The following is a 19,206-nucleotide window of genomic DNA, read 5'->3' on the forward strand; positions in this document are numbered from 1 at the left end:
CACGCCGAGCGTGCGCTTTAGCGCCTGTTCGACGTCCGGACTCGGATAGCTGACAGGTTCCAGTCCCTGCCGCCGGCGAAGGTACGGATGGACCATGCCGCCCTGCACCGGGCCCGGACGCACGATCGCGACCTCGATCACGAGGTCGTAGAACTTCCGTGGCTTAAGACGCGGCAGCATGCTCATCTGTGCGCGTGACTCAATCTGGAACACGCCGACGGTGTCGGCCGCACAGATCATGTCGTACGTCGCCTCGTCCTCGGGCGGAATGTCCTGCATCTCGAACGGCTCGCCGCGCTGCTGCGACACCAGTTCGAGCGTGCGGCGGATCGCCGACAGCATGCCGAGCGCGAGCACGTCGATTTTCAGCAGGCCGAGCGCTTCCAGATCGTCCTTGTCCCACTGGATCACGGTGCGATCCTGCATCGACGCATTTTCGACCGGCACGAGCCGCGAGAGCTTGCCTCGCGCGATCACGAAGCCGCCCGTGTGCTGCGAGAGGTGACGCGGAAAGCCGAGCAGTGTCGCGGCGAGCGTCGCCCATTGCTGGATCATCGGCGTCTCGGGGTCGAGTCCGCTATCAACGAAGCGACGGACAAGATCGGCGCTGGAGTCGAACCAGTGATGCTCCTTTGCGACGCGATCGACGATCATCGGATCGATGCCCAGCGCCTTGCCGGAATCACGGATCGCAGAGCGAGGCCGATATGTCGTCACCGCGGCTGCGAGCGCCGCGCGGGTCCGCGTGTATTTACGGTAGATGTACTGGATGACCTCTTCCCGTCTCTGGTGCTCAAAATCGACGTCGATGTCCGGGGGTTCCCCGCGCTCTTTACTGATGAAGCGCTCGAAAAGCATGCTGCTTCTATCGGGAATCAACCTCTGTGACGCCCAGGCAAAAGCAGACTGCGGAATTGGCCGCCGATCCGCGCCCCTGACAAAGGATTCCCTCGTTGCGCGCAAAGCGCACGATGTCGTACACCGTCAGGAAGTACGGCTCGTATTTCAGGTCGGCGATCAGCGACAGTTCGTGCTCGATCTGCTTCTGAACGCTGTGCGGAATGCCGCGCGGATAGCGACGCTGTGCGCCCAGATAGGTTTCGCGTCGCAGGTAGGCGGTCGGCGTGGTGCCGGGTGGCACGAGTTCGTCGGGATATTCGTATCGAAGCTCGTCGAGCATGAACGTGCAGCGCGACGCGATGTTCAGCGTCTGGGCGAGCGCGTCCGGCGGATAGACGTTAGCCAGCCGCAACCGCGAGCGAAGATGCTGTTCGGCGTTCGGCGTCAGCTCAAACCCGCATTCGGTCACCGGCCGGTTCAGGCGGATCGCCGTCAGCGTGTCCTGCAACGGCTTGCGTGAGCGCACGTGCATCAGCACCTGGCCGGTGGCCACCACGTTCAATCCATGCCGCCCGGCGACGTCGTAGACGGTATTGCGATGCAGGTCATCGAGTGCGCGGGCGTGCAGCGTCAACCCCATCCAGCAGCGGTCGGCGCCGAACGTCTGTGCCGCCCATAGCGCCTGCGCGTCGAGGCGCACATCCTTCGCGGGATACTCGGGCGTCAGAATGATCAGGCAGTCGGGCAGCGCGCGCAGATGCGTGTAGGGCGAATCGGGATGATCGAGATCGTGCGGATAGACGACATACGTCCCCTTGGCCGTTCGGGTGCGCGCGAGCGTGATCAGTTCCGACAGGTTGCCGTAGCCGTCGCGGTTCTGGGCGATCGCGGTGAAGGCGAGGGCAGGTGAGCCGTCCGCGTTCGTGACGCGGAAGTGCGCCCCAACCAGCAGCTTGATGCCCGTTTCCTTCGCGGCGACGTGCGCGCGCACGATGCCCGCAAGCGAGCACTCGTCGGTGATCGCAATTGCCTCGTACGCAAGCTGCGCCGCGCGCGTGGCCAGTTCCTCGGCGTGCGACGCGCCCTGCAGGAACGTGAAGTTGGACGCGCACTGCAATTCGGCATAGCCGGGCAGGCCGAACGAAGCGGGCAGCATGGCTTATCCGAACAGCCCATGCAGGTACCAGCGCGGCTCGTCTTCGTCGACGGCGCCAATCCGCTCGCGGTAGATCCAGTAGCAGATGTGGTCGTCGGCCTCGGCAACGAAGTAGTCGCGCGTCACCGGCTCGCCCCGGAACCAGCCCGCTTCGACGCGTTCACCGGATGACACTGTGCGCAGTGGCGAGCCGTAAAATGGTCGCTCACCGCGCATCAGCAACTTGATCGGCGATTCCAGCAGCCAGGCGGGACGCGGCGTGTCCGGCGCCGGAGCTACATACTTCGTCTTGTCCGTGACGGACACCCAGCGGGCGGCGACTTCAGGGCGGTGATCGGCAACGGGCGCGGGCTTCAGCACGTTTTCGGCACCGAGGCGTGCGACCAGCAGTTCGAGCAGCCGCGCGTGATCGGCGGCCGTCCCGCCCGGCTCCGGAAACAGCGAGTCCGACGCGGGCTCCGCCTGCTTCACTTCCTGCACGACGAGCTGCAGCGCGATGACGGCGGCCGCGAGTTCGACACGGCCCAGCCGTTCTTTCAGCAGACGCATCAGGTGATCCTCGCGCCACGTCGGTTCCGCAAGCGACACCTCGATTGTCGTCGGGTCGATCGCGTCGCGACCTCGTTCGTGTTCGAGCAGCAGCGCGATGCGCGTGACGGCCAGCTGCTTTTGTGACAGCCAGCCCGTTAGCTGGACGACGAGCCGGCGGGCCGCAAAAAGACACGCTTCGGCGTGCTCGATGCGGTCGGGCAGTTCGATGCGCGCCTGAAAGGTCGGCGGCGTTTCAAACCATTCATACACTTCGGGTGCGACTCCATTGGCGCGGTCAAGCACATCGAGCAGTGCCGTGCCGCAGCGTTTTTTCAGTCCCGCACGGGGCAGGCGCATAAGCTGTCCGATTGTCTCGCAGCCGATGCCCGTCAGCCAGTCGAGGTGGCGTCGGGCGGGCGTGGGCAGGTTGACCGGCAGTCCGGCGAGGGCGCGCGACAGCGAGGCATGCGACAGCGCAACGCCGCCGCAGTACCGCGCGAGCAGCCATGCCGCCTGTCCCGTTGGTGCGACGCTGATCGTGGCAGTAACACCCATCGCATCGGCGACCCGGCGCGCCATGCGACGCACCGGCCGGATGCCGCCAAAGAGCCGCAGACTCGCCGACACGTCGACGAGCACCGTGCTTTCCTCGGCGATCACGACCTGCGGTGAGAGGTTCAACAGTCCTGTCGCGATCTCGCGCACTGCGTTGACCTCCGCCGTGCTGTTGCGCTCCTGCATGACGGTGGCAGGCGCGAGCGTCAGGACACCGCCGCGACGCATGCCGATGCAGACGCCCGCCGCGCGCGCGGACGGGTCGGCGGCAACGACGCGCTCCTTTTCGAGCACGGCAAGGCCTGCGTCGTCATCGGGTTCAAGCGACCACTTCGGCCGGAACACTTCGAGGCACAACGACGGGAGATGGACGCCTATCCACAGTTGCATGGCGTTTTACGTTCAGGATCGGGGAGGGCGTCAGGGACACGAACAGCGGTTCATCGCGGGCGGGGCCGCGGCGCTTCAGAAACTGGACATCGACGCCGCCTTTCACAGCGCGGATCGCAAGTCGCAGTGGTGCAGGCGACGCGTCGCGCGTCGTCGCGAGCGGCCGCACCATGAAAAAGAGCGACTCGGACGTTTGCGCGGCCAGGTGCAGCCGGCGCACCGCCTCCGGCCGCCCGTGCTGCTGCCAGAACACGAGCGCGCCGCAGGTGCCCGCGCGCAGAATCTGCTCGGCGGCCCACAACGCGTCGGCAGTCTTCGGTGCCTTCACCGTCAGCAGGTTGGACGGCTCGAGGCCCCACCACGCGAACGCGGTCGGCTGGACGTTGTGCGGCGGCTGCAGGAGCACGACTGGTTTGGATCCCAGGCGCTCGAAGGCGGGTCGCAGCAGACGCAGTTCGCCGCAACCGGTCTGCTGAACGAGCAGATCGGTCAGCGCGCCGCGTGGCCAGCCGCCACCGGGCAGCTCCGCCGCAAGGGCTTCGTCGCCGCAAGGGACGACCCGGGATGCGGCGCGGGCAAGCTGGTTGCCCTTCCACAAATCGGGATGGATCGCTTCGGGTAGCATGACGGCGCTCATCGCTCTCCCCAGAAAACACTGTATATATAAACAGTGGTATAGCCTGGTAAGGCCACGGTCATCGTCGGTTTTGTCGGTAAACGGAATTCGTTGGACTAGCGCGCAACCAGCTAGACTCGGAAGCACTGAATTGATTGGACTGCCGGGAAAGCGCGGAAATCCAAGGGCTGCCGCGCGGCGCAGGTGGCCCCTGGCAACATGCCCACGCGACTTACGTTCAGAAAGGGCGAGTGGCGCTTCACGACCCTCAACGGTCGCTAGGGAGCGGTCGCCATGAACGACTGTTTTCGAGGTCTTAGAGGCGTTAACAGAATGACTTTTGCAGATGTCGCCAGCATATGATGCAGCAGGCGATTTTCATGAAGGCTTCGTGGATGAAAGCGAGGCGCTCGAAGCGAATACGCAGTCGGCGAAAGTTGTGAAGCCACGAAATAGTCCGCTCCACGACCCAGCGTGTTTTGCCTAGACCGCTACCATGAGGCTGACCGCGCCGAGCGATTTCGGTTGCAATGCCGGCAGCATGCAGTGGACGTCGATATTTGTCGTGGTCGTAGCCTCTGTCGCCCTGAACGACCCGAGGCTTCGATAGTGGTCTGCCACGCTTGCCGCTGATGGGCGGGATAGCCTCAACCAGCGTATGGAGTTGAGTGACGTCATTACGGTTGGCGCCGGTGAGTATCACCGCGAGCGGGGTGCCTTGCGCCTCGGTGATGAGATGGTGCTTTGAACCGGGTCGCGCGCGGTCTGTGGGATTCGGTCCTGTTTTTGACCTGAGCCCACAGCGCGGATTGAAGAGGAATCGACGATGACGCGAGACCAATTGATTTGGTCGGCTGCGCGCAATCGCGCGAGCAGCACCTCGTGCAACTGGTCCCAAACGCCAGCGGCCTGCCAGTCACGCAAACGACGCCAGCAACTCATGCCGCTGCCGCACCCCATCTCGCGAGGCAGTAGGTCCCAACGCAGGCCCGTCTGTAAGACGAAGAGGATGCCCGTGAGCACCGCACGATTGTCGAGCGGCTTGCGCCCTGGATAACGGGTTCGCCGTAGCTTGGGAGGGGGCAGCAACGGTTCGATGAGTGCCCAAAGGTCGTCGTCGAGTATCGGCTTGGCCATATCCTTTTCGTCGTCGAAACAATGAAAAGGTTAACAGCATTCGTCGCGGGTTAACAGCCCCTTCGTTCATTTTGTTAAGGGTTCTTAGAGACGTCCGCGCGTTACTGCCGGCGACAGGTAAACGGCGATGTGATACGGGAACACAAGTGTTCTCGGTTGTATCAGGCCAAGGCACACAGGCGTCATCCCGGGTGACTTCGCCGTCAAGCGGGATCCGTGAAGCTATCACACTCTCGTCCGTGCATACTTCCCCTGACAACTCCTCAATAGAGCATCAATCAATCGGTCGGAGACGATGGGCGAACCGGCCGGTTCCGGGAGAGAAGGCAAGTTCCACTGTCCGCAACTTTGGATGTTGCGCAAGAGGAACCCCTCGGTTCAGTGCGGGGCGACCTGCCAGGCGAGAACGGGGTGGGTCGCACCGGGCAGCATCACCCACACGCCGTTCGGACCGAAGTCCCATCCAGCAAAGCTTTTCGGGTCGCTCATCTGGGCGGTAGTGAGCCCGTTCGATGCCGGCAGATTGCCGCCACTCGTCGGTTGGCCCGTGGTCTGGACGTTCCAGTAAACGTCGCTGCCAAGATTACTGCAACTGACGCAGATACCTCCAGCTCTCGTCGAATCTGCGGACACCCTTCCGGACGCAAACGACTGTGTGATCGTGCCCGTGTTAATGAATGTCCCAACGAGTCCTCCCGCTGAACTGTGCGAACTCAGTCCGGTGACCGGGCCGGTGGCATATGACTCGGTGATTGTGCCTGCGTTACTGAAAACCAGGCCGCCGGCAACTTCATCTGCCGTGACGGTAGCGCTGCTGCCCGAGCGCGCGATCAACCCGAAATTATTGGCGACAAGCCCGGCGTAGTCGTTGCCAAGGTTCCCCGAGGTAATGGCCCCGGAGGTAAACACGTTGGCAATAGTGCCGTGATTCTGAACGGCCAGTATCGCGGTCCCGTTAGGGAAGTAAAAATCCACCTGGCCCACGTTCGCGTTGACGTTCAGGTCGCGTACGACGCCGTTTGGACCGATATCGCCAAACACCGCATCGAAGCTCGGCGACAGGTTGGAGATCGTATGCCACATACCGTCGAACTGCCCCGTGAACGACGTACCGGCAGCGAAACCGAGCGTCTGGAACGTGGAATTCCCAGCGTCGAGGTCTTTGCCCAGCGCGTAATTGCCGGCAAGATTGTTTCCGATGTTCTGAAGATCCGTGACCGAATTGACGAGCTCATAGCCAGTTATCTGCGTGACGAGTCCGCTGTACATCGGCGCGTTCCATGCCGGATTGCCGACCAGTGTGCCGGGGCTGTAACTGCCGTTCATATCGTAGAGCGCGCTGACGATGCCAGTACTCTTCGACCAGTCGATCGTGCCGTCGTTGTTAACGCTGCCACCGTTGTCGATGCCGGCTGCGTCCGCGCGCAAGGTCAGGTTGCCCGCACCGGAGTTCGCGATGGTCGTGCCCGTCGCCAACGACACGTCGTGGTACGCGGCGAGTGTGAGCGAAGCCGGACCGGACCAACTGAGGCTCGACGTGACGCCCAGGTCGCCCGTCGCCCCGTTGGCGCCTGTCGTCTCGACATCCACCGACGTGCCCGCTTTCAGGCTGCGCTGCAACGCGCGCGCGGCAGCAGTATCGATCGTGAAAGCAGGCGTCGAGAGATTCCATTGGCCTGCATGAACTGCTGCGTGCCTGCCGAACGCAAGTTGTGCCGCTTCGGTATCGACGGTCCCGCCGCTGCCATCCGCGTTGCTCGCGGCGATCGTGCCGTCCTGCGCGACACGGCCTCCATCGGCGACGAGCCAGACGTGCCCGTCGCGGCTGGTCGTGCCGGTTGCACGGACGCGCGTGCCGCTGCCTGCGAGCGCATACACGTTGCCGTCGGCGGCCTGCAGGCTGATCTGCGCGGCGGTTATCCGTCCCTTGTTGACGACCGTACCCTGACTGCCCGTCTGCACGAACACCTGCCGGCTGCTGCCCGAATCCTGCAACAGCATCTGCCCGCCGGCGGCCAGTTCCGCCGTGCCGTTGGGCGCTGACACGGTGCCGGCGTTGATGACTGCGTCTCGCGCAATGAGGAACACATCGCCGCCGCTGGAGCTGATCCTGCCGAGATTGATCACGGCTGCGTTCGAGTCGCCCGACAGCGAGAGGGAGCCGCTGCCCTGCATGAACGCGTCGTTGCACATGTCCAGCGTCGACGCGACGAAACGTCCGCCGGTTGTCACCACGCCCGACGGCCCCACGACGATGCCTTGCGGATTGATCACATAGAGGCTCCCCGTGGCACTGAGCCTGCCAAGAATGGCCGAGGGTGAGCCACCCGTTACCCGATTCAGGGTCGCGCCCGCGCCGTTGTCGAACGTCACGCTGTTGTTTCTACCAATCGAAAAGCTGTTCCAGTCAATCACGCCGCGCGTCGAACCCGGTTGCGTGATCAGCAGGCCATTCCCTTGGCTGGCTATCGTGCCGGCGCCGGCGACGTATGTGCCGCCTTGCGGAAGGACACCCGCCGCGAACGTCACGGGTGTCACGGACAGCGCAATCAGCGACATGCCGATGGCGAGCCAGATGTGTCCGCGCGACTGCTGTCGACGCAGTGCGCGTCGCGCGGGCCGAAGTAGTCCCGGATGTGACATACAGCCCCCTTTCCGCGTGCCTGCGGAATGGCTGCTAGCGACCCGCAGAGCCGGCCGGCAACGCGTGAGTCGCTGCGTCTGAAGAATAGCCGTTAGCATCGCGGATGCATGTCAATATCTCCGCGTTTTGCGCCTTCGCGTGGCACTTTCATGCCCGTTCGTAGTGCGGCGCGAGTTGTCACGCGCTTACTCGACGCCAACCAACCGAAGGCCACTGACCCGTTTGCAGTGCGGAGCTGACGTCTGAACGTCCGTCTGACGGCCAGGGCGAATGACGCTTCATGGCCGACCCCAGCCCGATGCCGAACCTCGCCAGTTATCCGATTGTCGTCCCTACGACGGCGTTCTCCGCGAATGCTGCCGCTCAATTGTGGCCGAACTCAATCCGCCTTAACCTATCACCTGGCCCCGAACCAAAAACCGCGCGATGCAAGCACATCCGTTGCGTCTCTTTCCCGGTGACGATCTGCGTGTCGCCCTCGAAGACGTGCTGCGCCAAGCCAAGGTGCCGGCGGCCTTCGTGATCCAGGGCATCGGGAGCCTCAGCGTTGCCCAATTGCGATTTGCCGGGAACGAAGATCCTACGGAGCTGCGCGACGATCTGGAAATCCTGACGCTCGCTGGGTCCATATCATTTGATGGAGCGCATCTGCACATGTCGGTTGCCGACCCGCGCGGTCGAGTATTCGGTGGTCATGTGGGACGCGGTTGCACGGTCCGTACAACCGCGGAGATATTGCTGGCCCTTCTTCCCGAACACCACTTCTCCAGGGAGCGTGACTTAAGTTCAGGGTTCATAGAACTCGTGATACGAAATCAGCCACCCATGGAGTAGGCTAAACGTATACGTCCGGACAGCGTTGACGAATGTGGCCTTTCGACCCGGAGCTGCCGCTCGGTGGCGCTTACGATCTAAGACTGCTTTCAAAGGCGCAGCGGTCATGCATCGAGTCACGGGGTTGGTAGGTTATCTTGCCTCTGAGACATAGCAGCTGCGACAAAGAATGGTCATTGCGTATTGCTGAAGATTGCCTATATTCATTTGTGTCGGGGCGACCCTAGTTAGCACAGATACAGGGGTCTGAGCCCCGACGCAGTTCTCGGCGGAAGATGAACGTAAATTTAAAGCGCACCTAAAAAATCATGCCCACTCCCGACTATGAACACGTTATCGGTGGTTTCCATTTTAGCCATGACGCTTCGGTCGAGGTGTACCAACTGGCAGATGCTGGACTGCAGGAGTTATACGCGAGGAATGTCGTTCCTGGCGGCGGTGTGTATCAAGGCGCCCTTCGAGATTTTCAATCGTTTCTAGAAGATGCCCATCGAGAGTCGATATTTCAGAACCGACGAGAAATAGACGTTAACGTATTACTGATTATAAAAGGCCGTCGCATTCATGTTTGGCCTTTTTTCTAACGAAAATGGATGCCAACGATAGAACCAAGGCCGCCTACACAACCGCCCTGGAGAGCATTAAGGCGATTCTTACCCTCGCGACTGCGATACTGGGCTTCGAGGTAACCTTCGGAACAAGCCTTCTGGTGAAACTAAGCGTCGGATGGGCCACCGTTGTAAAGTTATCATGGTTCATTCTTTTCTTCGCGATTCTGATGGGTGTCGGGAGCCTTTTTAGTATGGCGGGTCGTCTAGGGCGACATCCGGATGATCCCAAAAAGGGGGATATATATGAGCCGGAGATAAAGTGGCCTAGCGCTCTCTCAGCAATTGCATTTGTCGTTGGGGTTTTTCTTATGATGTTGGTGGGTGTTTTTGCTTTGCCGGCGTCCAAGGATGATCAATCTAAAGAGACAGTTAGCGGGTATCCGTTCTATTGGATTCCCAATCTCACTCCCTCCGCATCTTCACCCGAGAAGATCGTTGTTGAGGGTTCACAATGCGACTGTTCGAATGGCGGGATTCGAATCATGCCTTCCACCTGCACTCGTTCTTCTAAACAAAAAAAGCCCGCATCGGGGTGTCCGATGCCAAACGTGACCGGCAAATAAAAGCAATGCCCAGCTACAACTCCGGCGGCCTGTCTCTGCTTCCAGGACACCACGAAGCACTATGAAGTGGCGTGCAACACTTGCCGCGCACTGGCCGGCACACAAGTTCGAACTCTTCGACGCTAGCAACGTCCCGCACAGGCGCCGGTCGACGGACTGCTTTTTGAGCGAACCGGCCCTTTCAGTGGCCGCTTTGCAGGATAGGCCAGTGACCGCAGCTGGCCGCATGCAGCCCCACGCGACCGGAGCAACACGCGCCGATCGCGACGTCCTGCCAGTCCAATTATTTCGCGTAAAAATTGAGGTAGCATTCGACCGCAGCGCTTTATCCGCATTTCACCCGTCATTCCCGATGGCCAGACCCATACCGTTCGCACGAACCAGCCAGGCTGCCCGCGCACGCCGCAGCCGCGCACTGCTTCTCCCCATGCCGCGCGCAGAGGCGGATCGCCTTGCGCTTCACGTTCATATGGCGCTTGACGCGATGCGCAGGGGGCAGGGCAATGCCACGGCAGCCCAGACGCTTTGTCAGACGATGATCCTCTCCGGGTTGCTCGCAGAGGCGGGATACGGGGAAGCGACGTTTGAACAGATGCGGGAAGCGGAGGCGGTCATCTGTGCGGCGTTTGATCGCGGCCGCGAATCGTGCGTCTGGGCGCTGGAAGAGTCGGGGTTCGAGCAATTCGCTGTGATCGTTGGCATGTACGACGCCCAGCTACAGCGAGCGCCGCTCGCGGCGATCATCGAAGCGAGTAAGCGGTTCGAGCGCTTTCGCGCAGGCGAGTCGTTCGAGCATCGCAAGCGTGCCTGACGGACAGCCGGGCTATCGCCGTCCGGACGTGCCGTGACGGTGTTTCCGGGGGTGGCCAGACGCGGCGCTGCGCCGGGCCGGTGCGCGACTCTCTTGTGCACCGGACCTCAGCCAGGCGGCGACGTCCGTCCGGATCTTGCCCACAAAACCGATCGCCGCCTGAACCGCCTCTGCCGTTGACAACTGGTGCGCGATGTCGTCAGGCACTGCACCGCACGCCATCAGCACCGCGCGGCCAGCAACGACACGTTCCGTCGTCGTGCCGCCATGCGCAAGCCTCAGACAAAAAGCGGGCTGATCTTCAGCGTCGGGGTCATATGCAATATCGACCGATGAATCCGGCTCCGATGCGCCTGCCCACAGGGTGTCGAGCTCGGGCACTTCGCAGTTCGTCAGTTCTGCGGCCCGATCGAATCCGTCATTCACTCTCACGACGGAACGCCCGACGGGATCAATGAGATAAAAGTGGAACACGCCCGCCTCCTCGCCGCACACCTGCTCCCACGATAGGCTATCGAAGAGCAATTTGTCGGCCACCGAGGCGGACTTCCTGGAGGGGAGCGCGACGCGAGCAGGGATTATTCGTGCCCGCTGCCGCGTGCAGTGCCTTGTGGCGCGCACGGGAGACTGGTCGCGGCTGGACTGTTCGGGGGCGCGATGCAGCGTCAGTCGGCTTGTTCGTACTCGTCGTCCGTTCGCCCGTAGACCCGGGGCCAGGGCCACGCTTCGAGCGCCCAAGATGGCGGATGATCGACCAGCTCAAAGCCGTGTTCGCGCGGCGCATCGAAAATGTCGTCGGCCGTCTCTTCGAGGATTTGCTGCATATAGTCGACGTCACGGACGCTCATCGGATGCCACCGTTTGTGATAGCGATCCTGCCCAGCGATCACTTTTCTCGCCAACAGATCGATCACGATTCGGTGCGAAAGATACGGTTCGCTGGCCCACAGCGACTCCCAGCGACCAACGGCGTACGCGAGTCGCTTTGCGTTCATCGAAGCAACCTTTTCACGATAGCGCTCGCTGGCCTGCCCTCGTCCTGATCAACATAGAACGCGACGACGCCGCCGACGATGTCGTGCGACCGGATGTGGATCGGCTCGTCCGTGGTGCCGGTCGGCCGCTTCGCCGCATCACGTGGCCGCTTCACTTCCAGCGCGTTGAATCCGATCGGATAGTCGGTCAGCGTCTCCTCGCTCTGCACGACGAGTCTCATGCAATCGTGACGGATGCCCGTCAACTCGGTGTTGACGATCCTGTTTAGCACGACGTCCAGTGCCGTCAGAATATCGATGCGCTGAGGCTGCGATGGCTCATCAGCAACGAGGTGGACAATCGCGCGTACGAGCCTGGGATTTTTCGCGAGCACGATGCGGTAGCGGGCCACCTGCGGCTCGCGGCTTGCCGAGGGGTAAATAATGTCCTTGAACGATCCTGTGTAGATCATGCGTAGCCTCAGAAGTGCGCGTCGTGCACCATGCACGGCGCAGTACCTAAGCTACGCAGTCCTGAGTGATGTCAAGTGTGCGTGCGGGACATGGTTACGCTTCACCTTTGACTTCGTCAATTTCATCGAGGGTCTCGCGCAAGCGGGTGACTGTCCGGTGGCTCGTAAGCCCCAGGAGACTGCTCACCTGTTCGTTGGACATGCCGTTGGTGAGGTGCCTGCGACCGTAGGTGTTCCGGAGCAGGCGCGGGCTTTCGTCGACCGCAGAGATGTTCGCCCGATGCAGGGCGGTTCGCACGTATACCCCAAGCCTGTCCGTTTGCATGGGTTTGCCGCTGGCTGTCGCGACAAACAACCAGTTGGTAGGACATGGCATGTCAGCCCGGGCGTGACGATACGTCCGTAGAAGGTCGGCCGCGAACTCATCAACAGGAACGCGACGCGCAATGCGCGGACCGTGCTTCTTCACGAATACGGTTACACGAGAACTGCTGACGTCGAGGTCGTCAGTGACAAGCGTCCTTAGCTCTGCGGCGGTGAGGCCAGATCCCAGGAACAGCGCAACGATCGCAGTGTTGCGTAGATCCTTGAACGAATCGAAAGGGCGGGCGGCGCACATTGACCTCAGTCGCGCGTCATCGCTCGAATTTAGGAACGCCGGCATCGGTTCTTCTTCTGGCCAGCGCTCTTTCAAGAGAAGTTCGCCAGTCGGATTGTCTGTGCGCAGTCCCTGCGCGATCAGGTGCCGGGCGAGGCGGTCTATCAGTTTCAGGTAGCGCAGGCGCGTCGACGTGCCGGACTTGCAACCGCCGTCAAGGTCAGCGAAAAAGCGGTCGATATGATCGGCGCCGAAGGTGGCCACGTTGCTGCGATGGGCGATCAGATACCTGTTGAAACGGAAAAACATTGAACTGTGCTGAATGATCGACTGCTCGGAGAAAGCCCGGCGGTCAGCGCCGGTCGCTTCGGCGCGTTGCCATTCAACATAGGCCATCTCGGGGTCGCTAAGCCAGATTTCCGTTCCCATAAAAACCTATATACTGAATTGACGTCTACCCATACTACTGGCGAAGCTGCCGCTTCGCCACCATGTTCCGCAAAAGGGAGGGGTGTTCCCAGACAACCTGGGCACTGTTCGGACGAAGGTTCTACCGTCTGAAGCGAGGCTCGTTCATTCGACGGGGAGGGTACTGCGATCGCTTTCTGCATTTGCGTCGACGAGTGATTAGGAAGTGCGCCTGAAAAGACAACGACTCTCCAAGGCTACCGGCATGCGCGCAATGTCAAGGCCGCTCGTCCGTCATGCGGCGGGCGAAAAAAAGCCGGTGACGAATCACCGGCTTAAAAGACCCAGGGCTTGACAGACCCTGAGAGGACGAAAAAATCATCCGCTTGTGCCGCCCAGCGCTGTGGCTAACGCCATCCGGGCGTTTGCTTTACCGCCCAGCCATCGTTGGTCAATTCAAGGAAGTTTTCACCGTTGTACATATCGTTGGTCGTTGAGATCAACTCGATATGCATCGGGCCCAGGAGTGTTTCGTCGTCCCAGCGCGGCCGGTCGATCAACCTGGCCGTGTATCGCACATCTACGGTTGTACCGACCTCAGCCTTGTCGGGCACTGACGACGACCATGTAATCGCCTGCACCTGTGATTTACCACCACACAATGCAGACCCGGCCGCAGGGTTAGCTGGCCGGTACGCCTTCTTCCCCTCGTCCGTTAGTGAATAATGAAACCCCGGAAGCATTCGCCCGGATTCCATGACACGTGTGGGTTCTTTCGCGAGGAGACCGACCTTTACGAGCACGTCAGCCTGCTTTTCGGTATAGGTCTGTAAATCGGGGAGATCAAAAGGAACCGGGCCGCTCACGACGCAAACGGGGTCGATCGCGTCGAGATGCTTCTGCACGGCCTGTGTGAAGTTTTCTTTCGTTGGATCGGACTTCCCGTTGCAGCCAGCGAGTGTTGCGGCAAGTGCGAGGGCTGCGCAAGCTCGCGATGTTTTCGATGAGCGGTGCATTGATTTGGCTTCGAGCTTTAAGGTTTTAATCGTGGCGAGGCCGTCTTCGATTTCGGCCGATTATCCAGTTCAGACCTTTCAACGATTGAGAAAATCAGTCTGCGTCCGGCAACATCTGCACTAGGCCTCCGAGTGCCTTAATCCCTCTTTGCAGGGACTTCTGCCCAGGCCTCGCGATGCCGATGGATCGAACATCAAATCCGATTTCACCGGCGGCACGTACAGCAGCATCCAGCGTCTTGAATTTCCGCAACGTGTGCTTGTCCTGTTCGCGAGCCGTTCGCAACTGGACGAACATCTGACGACCTTGACGGCCCACGACCAGGAGCGTCAGCACCCACACTCCGTCTGCAAGGTTCGTGGCAAAAAAATCATCGACCATCCCGGCCCGAAAGAATGATTTAGCCTGAGCCGGTGTCCAGGTTTCAAATTCCTGATCGAACAATTCGCCCGACGTAGCCATATGGCACCTCCAGAGAGACCGGCGGTATTGTACCAAGACGTTTTAGAGAAATGTCGTGACGAAACTCGATGAACTGGCGGTCTGATACACCGCATGATGAACACCGAAGAGTGCGCATCGCGTTCGATCGCGTCGTTAAAGAGGATCTCGGCGGCCAGATCGCCGCGCTCAAGTAGCTACGCGTCATTTTGCTCCGCGAGAGATGGCGCGCCGCGGACATGCTGTGATACCGGTCATCCTTCTCTTTCGCCCGGAAAGGGCGGAGCGATATGCCCATTCGACGTCTCGATGCCCAACAACTCCATTGCCTCAGTAAGCTTCGCGATTTCCAGCGAGAAGTCCATGCCAAACTGCTCGCCCTCCATTGTCACCGGCAGCGAGTGGTGCCGGACGAGCGCGTAGCGGGCGTAGTGAATCGCATCGACGATCTTTGCATCCCGTTCGGCTTGCTCTATGAAAGTGATGGGCTTCATAGCACCGCAACCTTCCTTGCTTTTGAGCACTTTTGCATCACCCCGACATCGATAGGCAAATGCACCATGATCTTCTCCTAATTTGCAGCGTCACTGCCGCAAATTCCGGGCCGAACTCCAGCGCGATTGTGGAGCGTTGAGCTATGCGCCAACTGTGCGTATAATGTGCCTGTACAGTTCGCTACCTGGAGCGACCCATGAGCGCCATTGCCTTTGCCGACGTGCTTGAGTCCGCGCGGGAAGCGGGAACGTCCCGGCTATCCGCCGCCAACCTCGCCAACGTTTTGGGCTTGCAGCAGCAAGACCTGGCAACCTTGGCGGGTGTTCATCGCAACACGCTGCGCACCCATCCCGAGTCGCCGAAACTCCAGTCCACCTTGCGCGACCTCATGCGCGTGCTGTCGGCAGCTGTGGCGGTACAGCCGGACTTCGAGCGAGCGCTGTTTCTGGTCAAGAACCAGCCCATCCCCACGTTTCGCCATAAGACTATCCTGCAACTGCTCCAGGACGGGCGGACTGAGGATGCGATCGACTATCTGGAGTCGATCAGCGCAGGATTTGTTGGATGATCCTGACGCACTTGCCGGCGGGCACTCTGCTTTACCGCGCACATACACCCCGCTGGGCCAGCCGGCCGGCCAGTGGAGCGGGCGCCGCAGCCAAGGGCGGGCGCTTCAACCGTGAAGGTATCGAGGCACTGTATTTGTCGCTGGAAGAACTGACGGCGCTGCGCGAGTACCAGCAGACCTCGCCCTTCCTGCCACCCTGCACAGTCTGCTCCTACACCGTCGCGCTGCGTGATCTGGTCGACCTGCGGCAACTCCACCGCAGCCCTCTTTGGGACGACCTTTGGCACGACTGGCGCGAGGATTGGCGGCACCTGAAATTCGAGCTGCACATCGAGCCCCCAACCTGGGTTCTCAGCGACATGGTTCGGGAGCAGGGCTTTACCGGCATTGTGTTTCCCAGCCAGACCCACGAGAGCGGTACAAACGTCGTGGTGTTTACTGACCGCCTCGGAGATGGTAATTCGATCGAGGTCAACGACCCACATGGCCAACTTCCGCGTGACCAGGCAAGTTGGCCGCGTTGAAGACCTGTCTGAGGCTCATGCCGCTGGCGAGTTAGCAACGTGGTTGTGCCGTCGGATTCGTTCAGCACACGCTTTTTAGTGTAGCGACGTCGCGTGGACGGCCGTCCCGTAACACAGTACTTCTGTGATTCCTCTTGCTATTTCTGTTGCGTCGTAGCGCATTCCGATGATGCCGTTTGCTCCGAGCCCTTCAGCTTGGGCAAGCATGCGTTCGTATGCATCTTGTCGCGCTCGCTCGCATAGCGACGTATACAGCGAAATGTTTCCACCGAATATTGTCTGGAGGGATGCTCCGAGCGCCCCGACTATGGATCGCGATCGAACGATGATGCCGCGGTAAGCGCCAACGCGCTGGGGCCCGCTTGCATTCAAGGCTTCCAGCCATCGTAGCTCCGCGCACTTGCACGACCCGATGACTGGCATCACAGAAGCGGGACGTTCAAGCTTGTCCCTTTGATATGCAGTTCTGTGCTCCCGTAATCTATGAAACCGACGGTCGCGTGATCAAGACCATTTTCACGGAACCAAGTCGCTGCTGCGTCCTGCATACGATTCATGAGGTCGACGACCTTGTCCCATTCCGAGTGTCCGGATTCGTCGCCGGTAGGCGGGAAGCCGTCCGAAATTTTCGCGGCGGCCACCTTCTCCAAAATCTCCCGGGCTTGTTTGCTGTCGACTACGTGCCCGCTTTTTTCGCCGTCGCTCATCCCATCAATCATTTTCCTCAGCGCGACTGGCGCGAGGAAGCGGACGAAATATGCAGGCGGCTCCGTGGTCACGCTGGCTGTTTCAACCTTTGTCAAACCGTCAGCGAGAGCGGCGTCAACGGCTGACTGCCGGGACGGGAAGCCAGACACCCATTTCCCGTCGCTGCTTTTGAAGATGTACGTTGTTTCCTTCATAGCCTTTTCCATGTTTAAACGCGTCTTATCGGCTAAAGGCCGAACAAGCGGGCGAGCAGTCCTTTCTTCGGCTGCTGCGAGCTCGTCTCCGCTTCGATCGGCGGCTTATTCAACTCAGATTGCTCGGCGGTTCTGGCGCGCAGGGGAATTCACCGGAGGCCACGAGTTGGAGCGTTTTGGCGGAGTAATCGAATTTTTCTCCACCCGCGACCCACGTGTCTATGGGAGGCCACACGCCAGTCACAAAGTAGTATGCGAGTTTGCGCGGATCGTACCAGTGGTCGCTCGCGAACTTGACCAGCTCCCAGTAACGCGTGCTCTCGTACGGTGTACCAACATTGTCAGTTCGGCGACAGCGCCACACCGCGTCCTCTCCGGCGTTGCCCGCGTCGCAGTCAAGACGGTACGTAAACGTGCCTGTCGCCGGATCGTATGCGATGCGCTCTTTGATCTCCGCAAGGGGGCGAATATTGCGTCGGTCCTTGATCCCTTTGATCTTAGACGTCGCAGTTACGGTGAACGGTTTCGCTCGCTTCATGTTGCAATTTATTTTGGGGGATGTGCTGCCATCGACATATTTCTTTCCTCTTTTCGGCCGGTGCCGTTTTCCTACAGTTCATCATTAGCGAGCCACATTAGCGCGCCGTCACGCTCATCGCCCACGATTGCCGTCCACGTGTGGCCTTGCTCATCGACCGCGATGCATCCGGGTTGCCAGTGTTCTGGATTGCGCAGCTTGTTCACCCAACTCTGTACCTCGCCGTTGAACAGCACTACAACGCCAGCGCGACCGACATATCCGTTGTCTTGCCGCCAACGGCGGGCTGTGTCGAAGGGCGTCATCGTTGTTTTCCTGTTCGGGCCGCGAGACCGGCGCGAGCGCTTTTTCCGTCCAGTTCACAGTCGGTGGCGTACACGCTTTGATCCGTGCCGTTGCCCGCTTTGGGAGGCTGGAAGCCGCTGACAAATGTGTAAAAGCCACTGTTTGCGGCGTCAACTGCCGCAATGGCAGCAGCAATATTGGCCTGCTGTTGCGCCCCATTTAGATTCGCCGAAGGATAGCGCACGACGATGAGTTTGTCGGCCATCGTTCCCAGGCACGGCTGAAGCACATTTTCAAGCTCCACCGACTTTGCGTGCCCGTAAAATCTATCGACAGCGAGAATATAGATCATGACATTCGAGCTCCAGTCTGCCGATGCTTCGATGTATTTGTGCCACGCTTCGTCTTGCTCGCTTTCCGATACTGCGGCGCCGCGAGAGACCCGAGCTAAATACGCCCGCGCCCAGAAGAACCGACGCCACGCCTGCGCCGTCAATTGTCGCGATACGTCATCTCGCTGCCCCTCGCGTGCAACGGAAAGGGCGTCCGGGCGCAACTTCAATGCGACCAGCAACTTATCCACGGAGTCAGAAAAATTAGCGAGTGCCACGATGCTCATGCCAACGATCAACACGACGGCCACCAGCTTATTGTTCCGTAGCGTACGTAACGCGCTCTCGGTGCGGTCGGCTTGCTGATCATCGGCCATTCTTAGCTTTTCCGTGGTTAGCCGTTGTTGGACCTGCATATGCGAATACGGCATCGTGCAACGCCTTCGGCGACATCCTTTGGAGATTGCCGTCCTCATACACCTGCGCGATGACCTCAGTACGCCAGCGCATCTTAACCTTCCCCGATTCTTTGAGAACCGTTTCCAGCTACTTCGGCAGGATGATCTTCGGCGTGTCGTCCGCTTGCTTGGCCTCGGCCTTCCTTTTGCGGGCATCGAGCACCCGCGTGATGAGAAGAACCAACAGCCCCGGTATCCCAATCGCGGCACCCACGCCTTGCAACGCCGTCCAGACCTTCGTATTGACTCCAACAAAAGACGACTCGACTTTGACAACCCGAAGCGACAGGATCTTTTCGTACTCTTTCCCGCTACTGTGCTTGGCGAACAGCCGCAGCATCTTTTCGCCAGGCCCAGTCGGTTGGACAACATACTGAGCGACGCCAGCTCCGTGGCTGAGATCCAGCGTTCGGGGGTAAGAAGGCTTGATCTTGAACGAATCGGATTCCAGACGCACCGTCTCCAGACCAGCTTGGATCTTCAATGTCGGTGCAATGTTGACTTT

Annotated in this window: 21 protein-coding genes and 2 pseudogenes; 5 read left to right on the forward strand and 18 right to left on the reverse strand. The window is 60.3% G+C overall.

Annotated elements, in window-relative coordinates:
• The 5 genes and pseudogenes from PQR02_RS36540 to PQR02_RS36560 all read right to left on the reverse strand — a co-directional run.
• Window positions 1–1,996, reverse strand: a pseudogene (locus PQR02_RS36540) (error-prone DNA polymerase); the annotation flags it as partial.
• A 3-nt stretch (window positions 1,997–1,999) separates the two neighbouring features.
• On the reverse strand, window positions 2,000–3,472 hold the full coding sequence (locus tag PQR02_RS36545; RefSeq protein WP_408242743.1) for a Y-family DNA polymerase: 1,473 nt from the start codon (window positions 3,470–3,472) through the stop codon (window positions 2,000–2,002).
• Window positions 3,402–4,109 (reverse strand): translesion DNA synthesis-associated protein ImuA, encoded by a 708-nt coding sequence (gene imuA, locus PQR02_RS36550; protein ID WP_408242744.1) that lies wholly within the window; start codon window positions 4,107–4,109, stop codon window positions 3,402–3,404. Before imuA ends, PQR02_RS36545 begins: the two co-directional genes overlap by 71 nt.
• 304 nt (window positions 4,110–4,413) lie before the next feature.
• A protein-coding gene (locus PQR02_RS36555; RefSeq protein WP_408242745.1) for an IS5 family transposase occupies window positions 4,414–5,225 on the reverse strand; the annotation gives its coding sequence in 2 pieces (ribosomal slippage) (window positions 4,414–4,877 and window positions 4,877–5,225; 813 coding nt in all).
• A gap of 378 nt (window positions 5,226–5,603) precedes the next feature.
• Entirely contained in the window at window positions 5,604–7,868 is a 2,265-nt protein-coding gene (locus PQR02_RS36560; protein WP_408242746.1) for a two-partner secretion domain-containing protein, read from the reverse strand.
• A 427-nt stretch (window positions 7,869–8,295) separates the two neighbouring features.
• Between PQR02_RS36560 and PQR02_RS36565 the strand changes: the two genes are divergently transcribed.
• The 3 genes from PQR02_RS36565 (at window position 8,296) to PQR02_RS36575 (ending at window position 10,688) form a co-directional block, all read left to right on the forward strand.
• Window positions 8,296–8,703, forward strand: a complete 408-nt coding sequence (locus PQR02_RS36565; RefSeq protein WP_408242747.1) for a PPC domain-containing DNA-binding protein — start codon at window positions 8,296–8,298, stop codon at window positions 8,701–8,703.
• 589 nt (window positions 8,704–9,292) lie between these two features.
• Window positions 9,293–9,877 carry a hypothetical protein gene (locus PQR02_RS36570; protein ID WP_317016338.1) on the forward strand — a complete coding sequence of 195 codons (585 nt, stop codon included), beginning with the start codon at window positions 9,293–9,295 and terminating at the stop codon, window positions 9,875–9,877.
• 352 nt (window positions 9,878–10,229) lie between these two features.
• A complete protein-coding gene (locus PQR02_RS36575) occupies window positions 10,230–10,688 on the forward strand; it encodes a hypothetical protein (protein ID WP_408242761.1) in 459 nt (152 codons plus the stop codon).
• 12 nt (window positions 10,689–10,700) lie between these two features.
• Here the strand turns inward: PQR02_RS36575 and PQR02_RS36580 are convergent, their stop codons facing one another.
• The 7 genes from PQR02_RS36580 to PQR02_RS36610 all read right to left on the reverse strand — a co-directional run bounded on the left by PQR02_RS36580 (window position 10,701) and on the right by PQR02_RS36610 (window position 15,093).
• Window positions 10,701–11,225 (reverse strand): hypothetical protein, encoded by a 525-nt coding sequence (locus PQR02_RS36580; RefSeq protein WP_408242748.1) that lies wholly within the window; start codon window positions 11,223–11,225, stop codon window positions 10,701–10,703.
• A gap of 128 nt (window positions 11,226–11,353) precedes the next feature.
• On the reverse strand, window positions 11,354–11,602 hold the full coding sequence (locus PQR02_RS36585; protein WP_408242749.1) for a hypothetical protein: 249 nt from the start codon (window positions 11,600–11,602) through the stop codon (window positions 11,354–11,356).
• Window positions 11,603–11,679: 77 nt separating this feature from the next.
• Window positions 11,680–12,135: a hypothetical protein gene (locus PQR02_RS36590; RefSeq protein ID WP_408242750.1), complete on the reverse strand. Its 456-nt coding sequence runs from the start codon at window positions 12,133–12,135 to the stop codon at window positions 11,680–11,682.
• 94 nt (window positions 12,136–12,229) lie between these two features.
• Window positions 12,230–13,129 (reverse strand): tyrosine-type recombinase/integrase, encoded by a 900-nt coding sequence (locus tag PQR02_RS36595; RefSeq protein ID WP_408242751.1) that lies wholly within the window; start codon window positions 13,127–13,129, stop codon window positions 12,230–12,232.
• Between the two features lie 419 nt (window positions 13,130–13,548).
• On the reverse strand, window positions 13,549–14,157 hold the full coding sequence (locus tag PQR02_RS36600; protein WP_408242752.1) for an SEN1982 family lipoprotein: 609 nt from the start codon (window positions 14,155–14,157) through the stop codon (window positions 13,549–13,551).
• 94 nt (window positions 14,158–14,251) lie between these two features.
• Entirely contained in the window at window positions 14,252–14,620 is a 369-nt protein-coding gene (locus tag PQR02_RS36605) for a hypothetical protein (RefSeq protein WP_408242753.1), read from the reverse strand.
• Between the two features lie 233 nt (window positions 14,621–14,853).
• Entirely contained in the window at window positions 14,854–15,093 is a 240-nt protein-coding gene (locus PQR02_RS36610; RefSeq protein WP_408242754.1) for a hypothetical protein, read from the reverse strand.
• Between the two features lie 197 nt (window positions 15,094–15,290).
• Between PQR02_RS36610 and PQR02_RS36615 the strand changes: the two genes are divergently transcribed.
• Both PQR02_RS36615 and PQR02_RS36620 read left to right on the forward strand, forming a co-directional pair.
• Window positions 15,291–15,662 carry a DNA-binding protein gene (locus PQR02_RS36615; RefSeq protein ID WP_408182151.1) on the forward strand — a complete coding sequence of 124 codons (372 nt, stop codon included), beginning with the start codon at window positions 15,291–15,293 and terminating at the stop codon, window positions 15,660–15,662.
• Complete coding sequence (locus tag PQR02_RS36620; protein ID WP_408242755.1) at window positions 15,659–16,186, forward strand: RES family NAD+ phosphorylase; 528 nt, start codon at window positions 15,659–15,661, stop codon at window positions 16,184–16,186. The genes PQR02_RS36615 and PQR02_RS36620 overlap by 4 nt, the downstream gene beginning before the upstream one ends.
• 75 nt (window positions 16,187–16,261) lie before the next feature.
• On the opposite strand, the pseudogene PQR02_RS36625 reads toward PQR02_RS36620, so the two are convergent.
• The 6 genes and pseudogenes from PQR02_RS36625 to PQR02_RS36650 all read right to left on the reverse strand — a co-directional run.
• Window positions 16,262–16,534: pseudogene (locus PQR02_RS36625) on the reverse strand (YbjQ family protein); the annotation flags it as partial.
• Between the two features lie 74 nt (window positions 16,535–16,608).
• On the reverse strand, window positions 16,609–17,088 hold the full coding sequence (locus tag PQR02_RS36630) for a hypothetical protein (protein ID WP_408242756.1): 480 nt from the start codon (window positions 17,086–17,088) through the stop codon (window positions 16,609–16,611).
• A gap of 109 nt (window positions 17,089–17,197) precedes the next feature.
• Entirely contained in the window at window positions 17,198–17,626 is a 429-nt protein-coding gene (locus PQR02_RS36635) for a hypothetical protein (protein WP_408242757.1), read from the reverse strand.
• A 71-nt stretch (window positions 17,627–17,697) separates the two neighbouring features.
• Complete coding sequence (locus PQR02_RS36640) at window positions 17,698–17,931, reverse strand: hypothetical protein (protein ID WP_408242758.1); 234 nt, start codon at window positions 17,929–17,931, stop codon at window positions 17,698–17,700.
• Window positions 17,928–18,620 carry a hypothetical protein gene (locus PQR02_RS36645; protein WP_408242759.1) on the reverse strand — a complete coding sequence of 231 codons (693 nt, stop codon included), beginning with the start codon at window positions 18,618–18,620 and terminating at the stop codon, window positions 17,928–17,930. Before PQR02_RS36645 ends, PQR02_RS36640 begins: the two co-directional genes overlap by 4 nt.
• A 169-nt stretch (window positions 18,621–18,789) precedes the next feature.
• On the reverse strand, window positions 18,790–19,206 hold a 417-nt coding region (locus tag PQR02_RS36650; RefSeq protein ID WP_408242760.1), incomplete at its 5' end, for a hypothetical protein.

It is taken from the genome of Paraburkholderia sediminicola (genome assembly GCF_046026895.1).
Classification (GTDB): domain Bacteria; phylum Pseudomonadota; class Gammaproteobacteria; order Burkholderiales; family Burkholderiaceae; genus Paraburkholderia; species Paraburkholderia sediminicola_C.

Coding starts and splice junctions, on each gene's coding strand:
- imuA (WP_408242744.1), bottom strand. CDS start 4,109: ATGAGCGCCGTCATGCTACCCGAAGCGATCCATCCCGATTTGTGGAAG.
- PQR02_RS36545 (WP_408242743.1), bottom strand. CDS start 3,472: ATGCAACTGTGGATAGGCGTCCATCTCCCGTCGTTGTGCCTCGAAGTG.
- PQR02_RS36645 (WP_408242759.1), bottom strand. CDS start 18,620: ATGGCCGATGATCAGCAAGCCGACCGCACCGAGAGCGCGTTACGTACG.
- PQR02_RS36565 (WP_408242747.1), top strand. CDS start 8,296: ATGCAAGCACATCCGTTGCGTCTCTTTCCCGGTGACGATCTGCGTGTC.
- PQR02_RS36615 (WP_408182151.1), top strand. CDS start 15,291: ATGAGCGCCATTGCCTTTGCCGACGTGCTTGAGTCCGCGCGGGAAGCG.
- PQR02_RS36620 (WP_408242755.1), top strand. CDS start 15,659: ATGATCCTGACGCACTTGCCGGCGGGCACTCTGCTTTACCGCGCACAT.
- PQR02_RS36590 (WP_408242750.1), bottom strand. CDS start 12,135: ATGATCTACACAGGATCGTTCAAGGACATTATTTACCCCTCGGCAAGC.
- PQR02_RS36575 (WP_408242761.1), top strand. CDS start 10,230: ATGGCCAGACCCATACCGTTCGCACGAACCAGCCAGGCTGCCCGCGCA.
- PQR02_RS36560 (WP_408242746.1), bottom strand. CDS start 7,868: ATGTCACATCCGGGACTACTTCGGCCCGCGCGACGCGCACTGCGTCGA.
- PQR02_RS36610 (WP_408242754.1), bottom strand. CDS start 15,093: ATGAAGCCCATCACTTTCATAGAGCAAGCCGAACGGGATGCAAAGATC.
- PQR02_RS36630 (WP_408242756.1), bottom strand. CDS start 17,088: ATGAAGGAAACAACGTACATCTTCAAAAGCAGCGACGGGAAATGGGTG.
- PQR02_RS36595 (WP_408242751.1), bottom strand. CDS start 13,129: ATGGCCTATGTTGAATGGCAACGCGCCGAAGCGACCGGCGCTGACCGC.
- PQR02_RS36600 (WP_408242752.1), bottom strand. CDS start 14,157: ATGCACCGCTCATCGAAAACATCGCGAGCTTGCGCAGCCCTCGCACTT.
- PQR02_RS36605 (WP_408242753.1), bottom strand. CDS start 14,620: ATGGCTACGTCGGGCGAATTGTTCGATCAGGAATTTGAAACCTGGACA.
- PQR02_RS36570 (WP_317016338.1), top strand. CDS start 9,293: ATGGATGCCAACGATAGAACCAAGGCCGCCTACACAACCGCCCTGGAG.
- PQR02_RS36635 (WP_408242757.1), bottom strand. CDS start 17,626: ATGAAGCGAGCGAAACCGTTCACCGTAACTGCGACGTCTAAGATCAAA.
- PQR02_RS36640 (WP_408242758.1), bottom strand. CDS start 17,931: ATGACGCCCTTCGACACAGCCCGCCGTTGGCGGCAAGACAACGGATAT.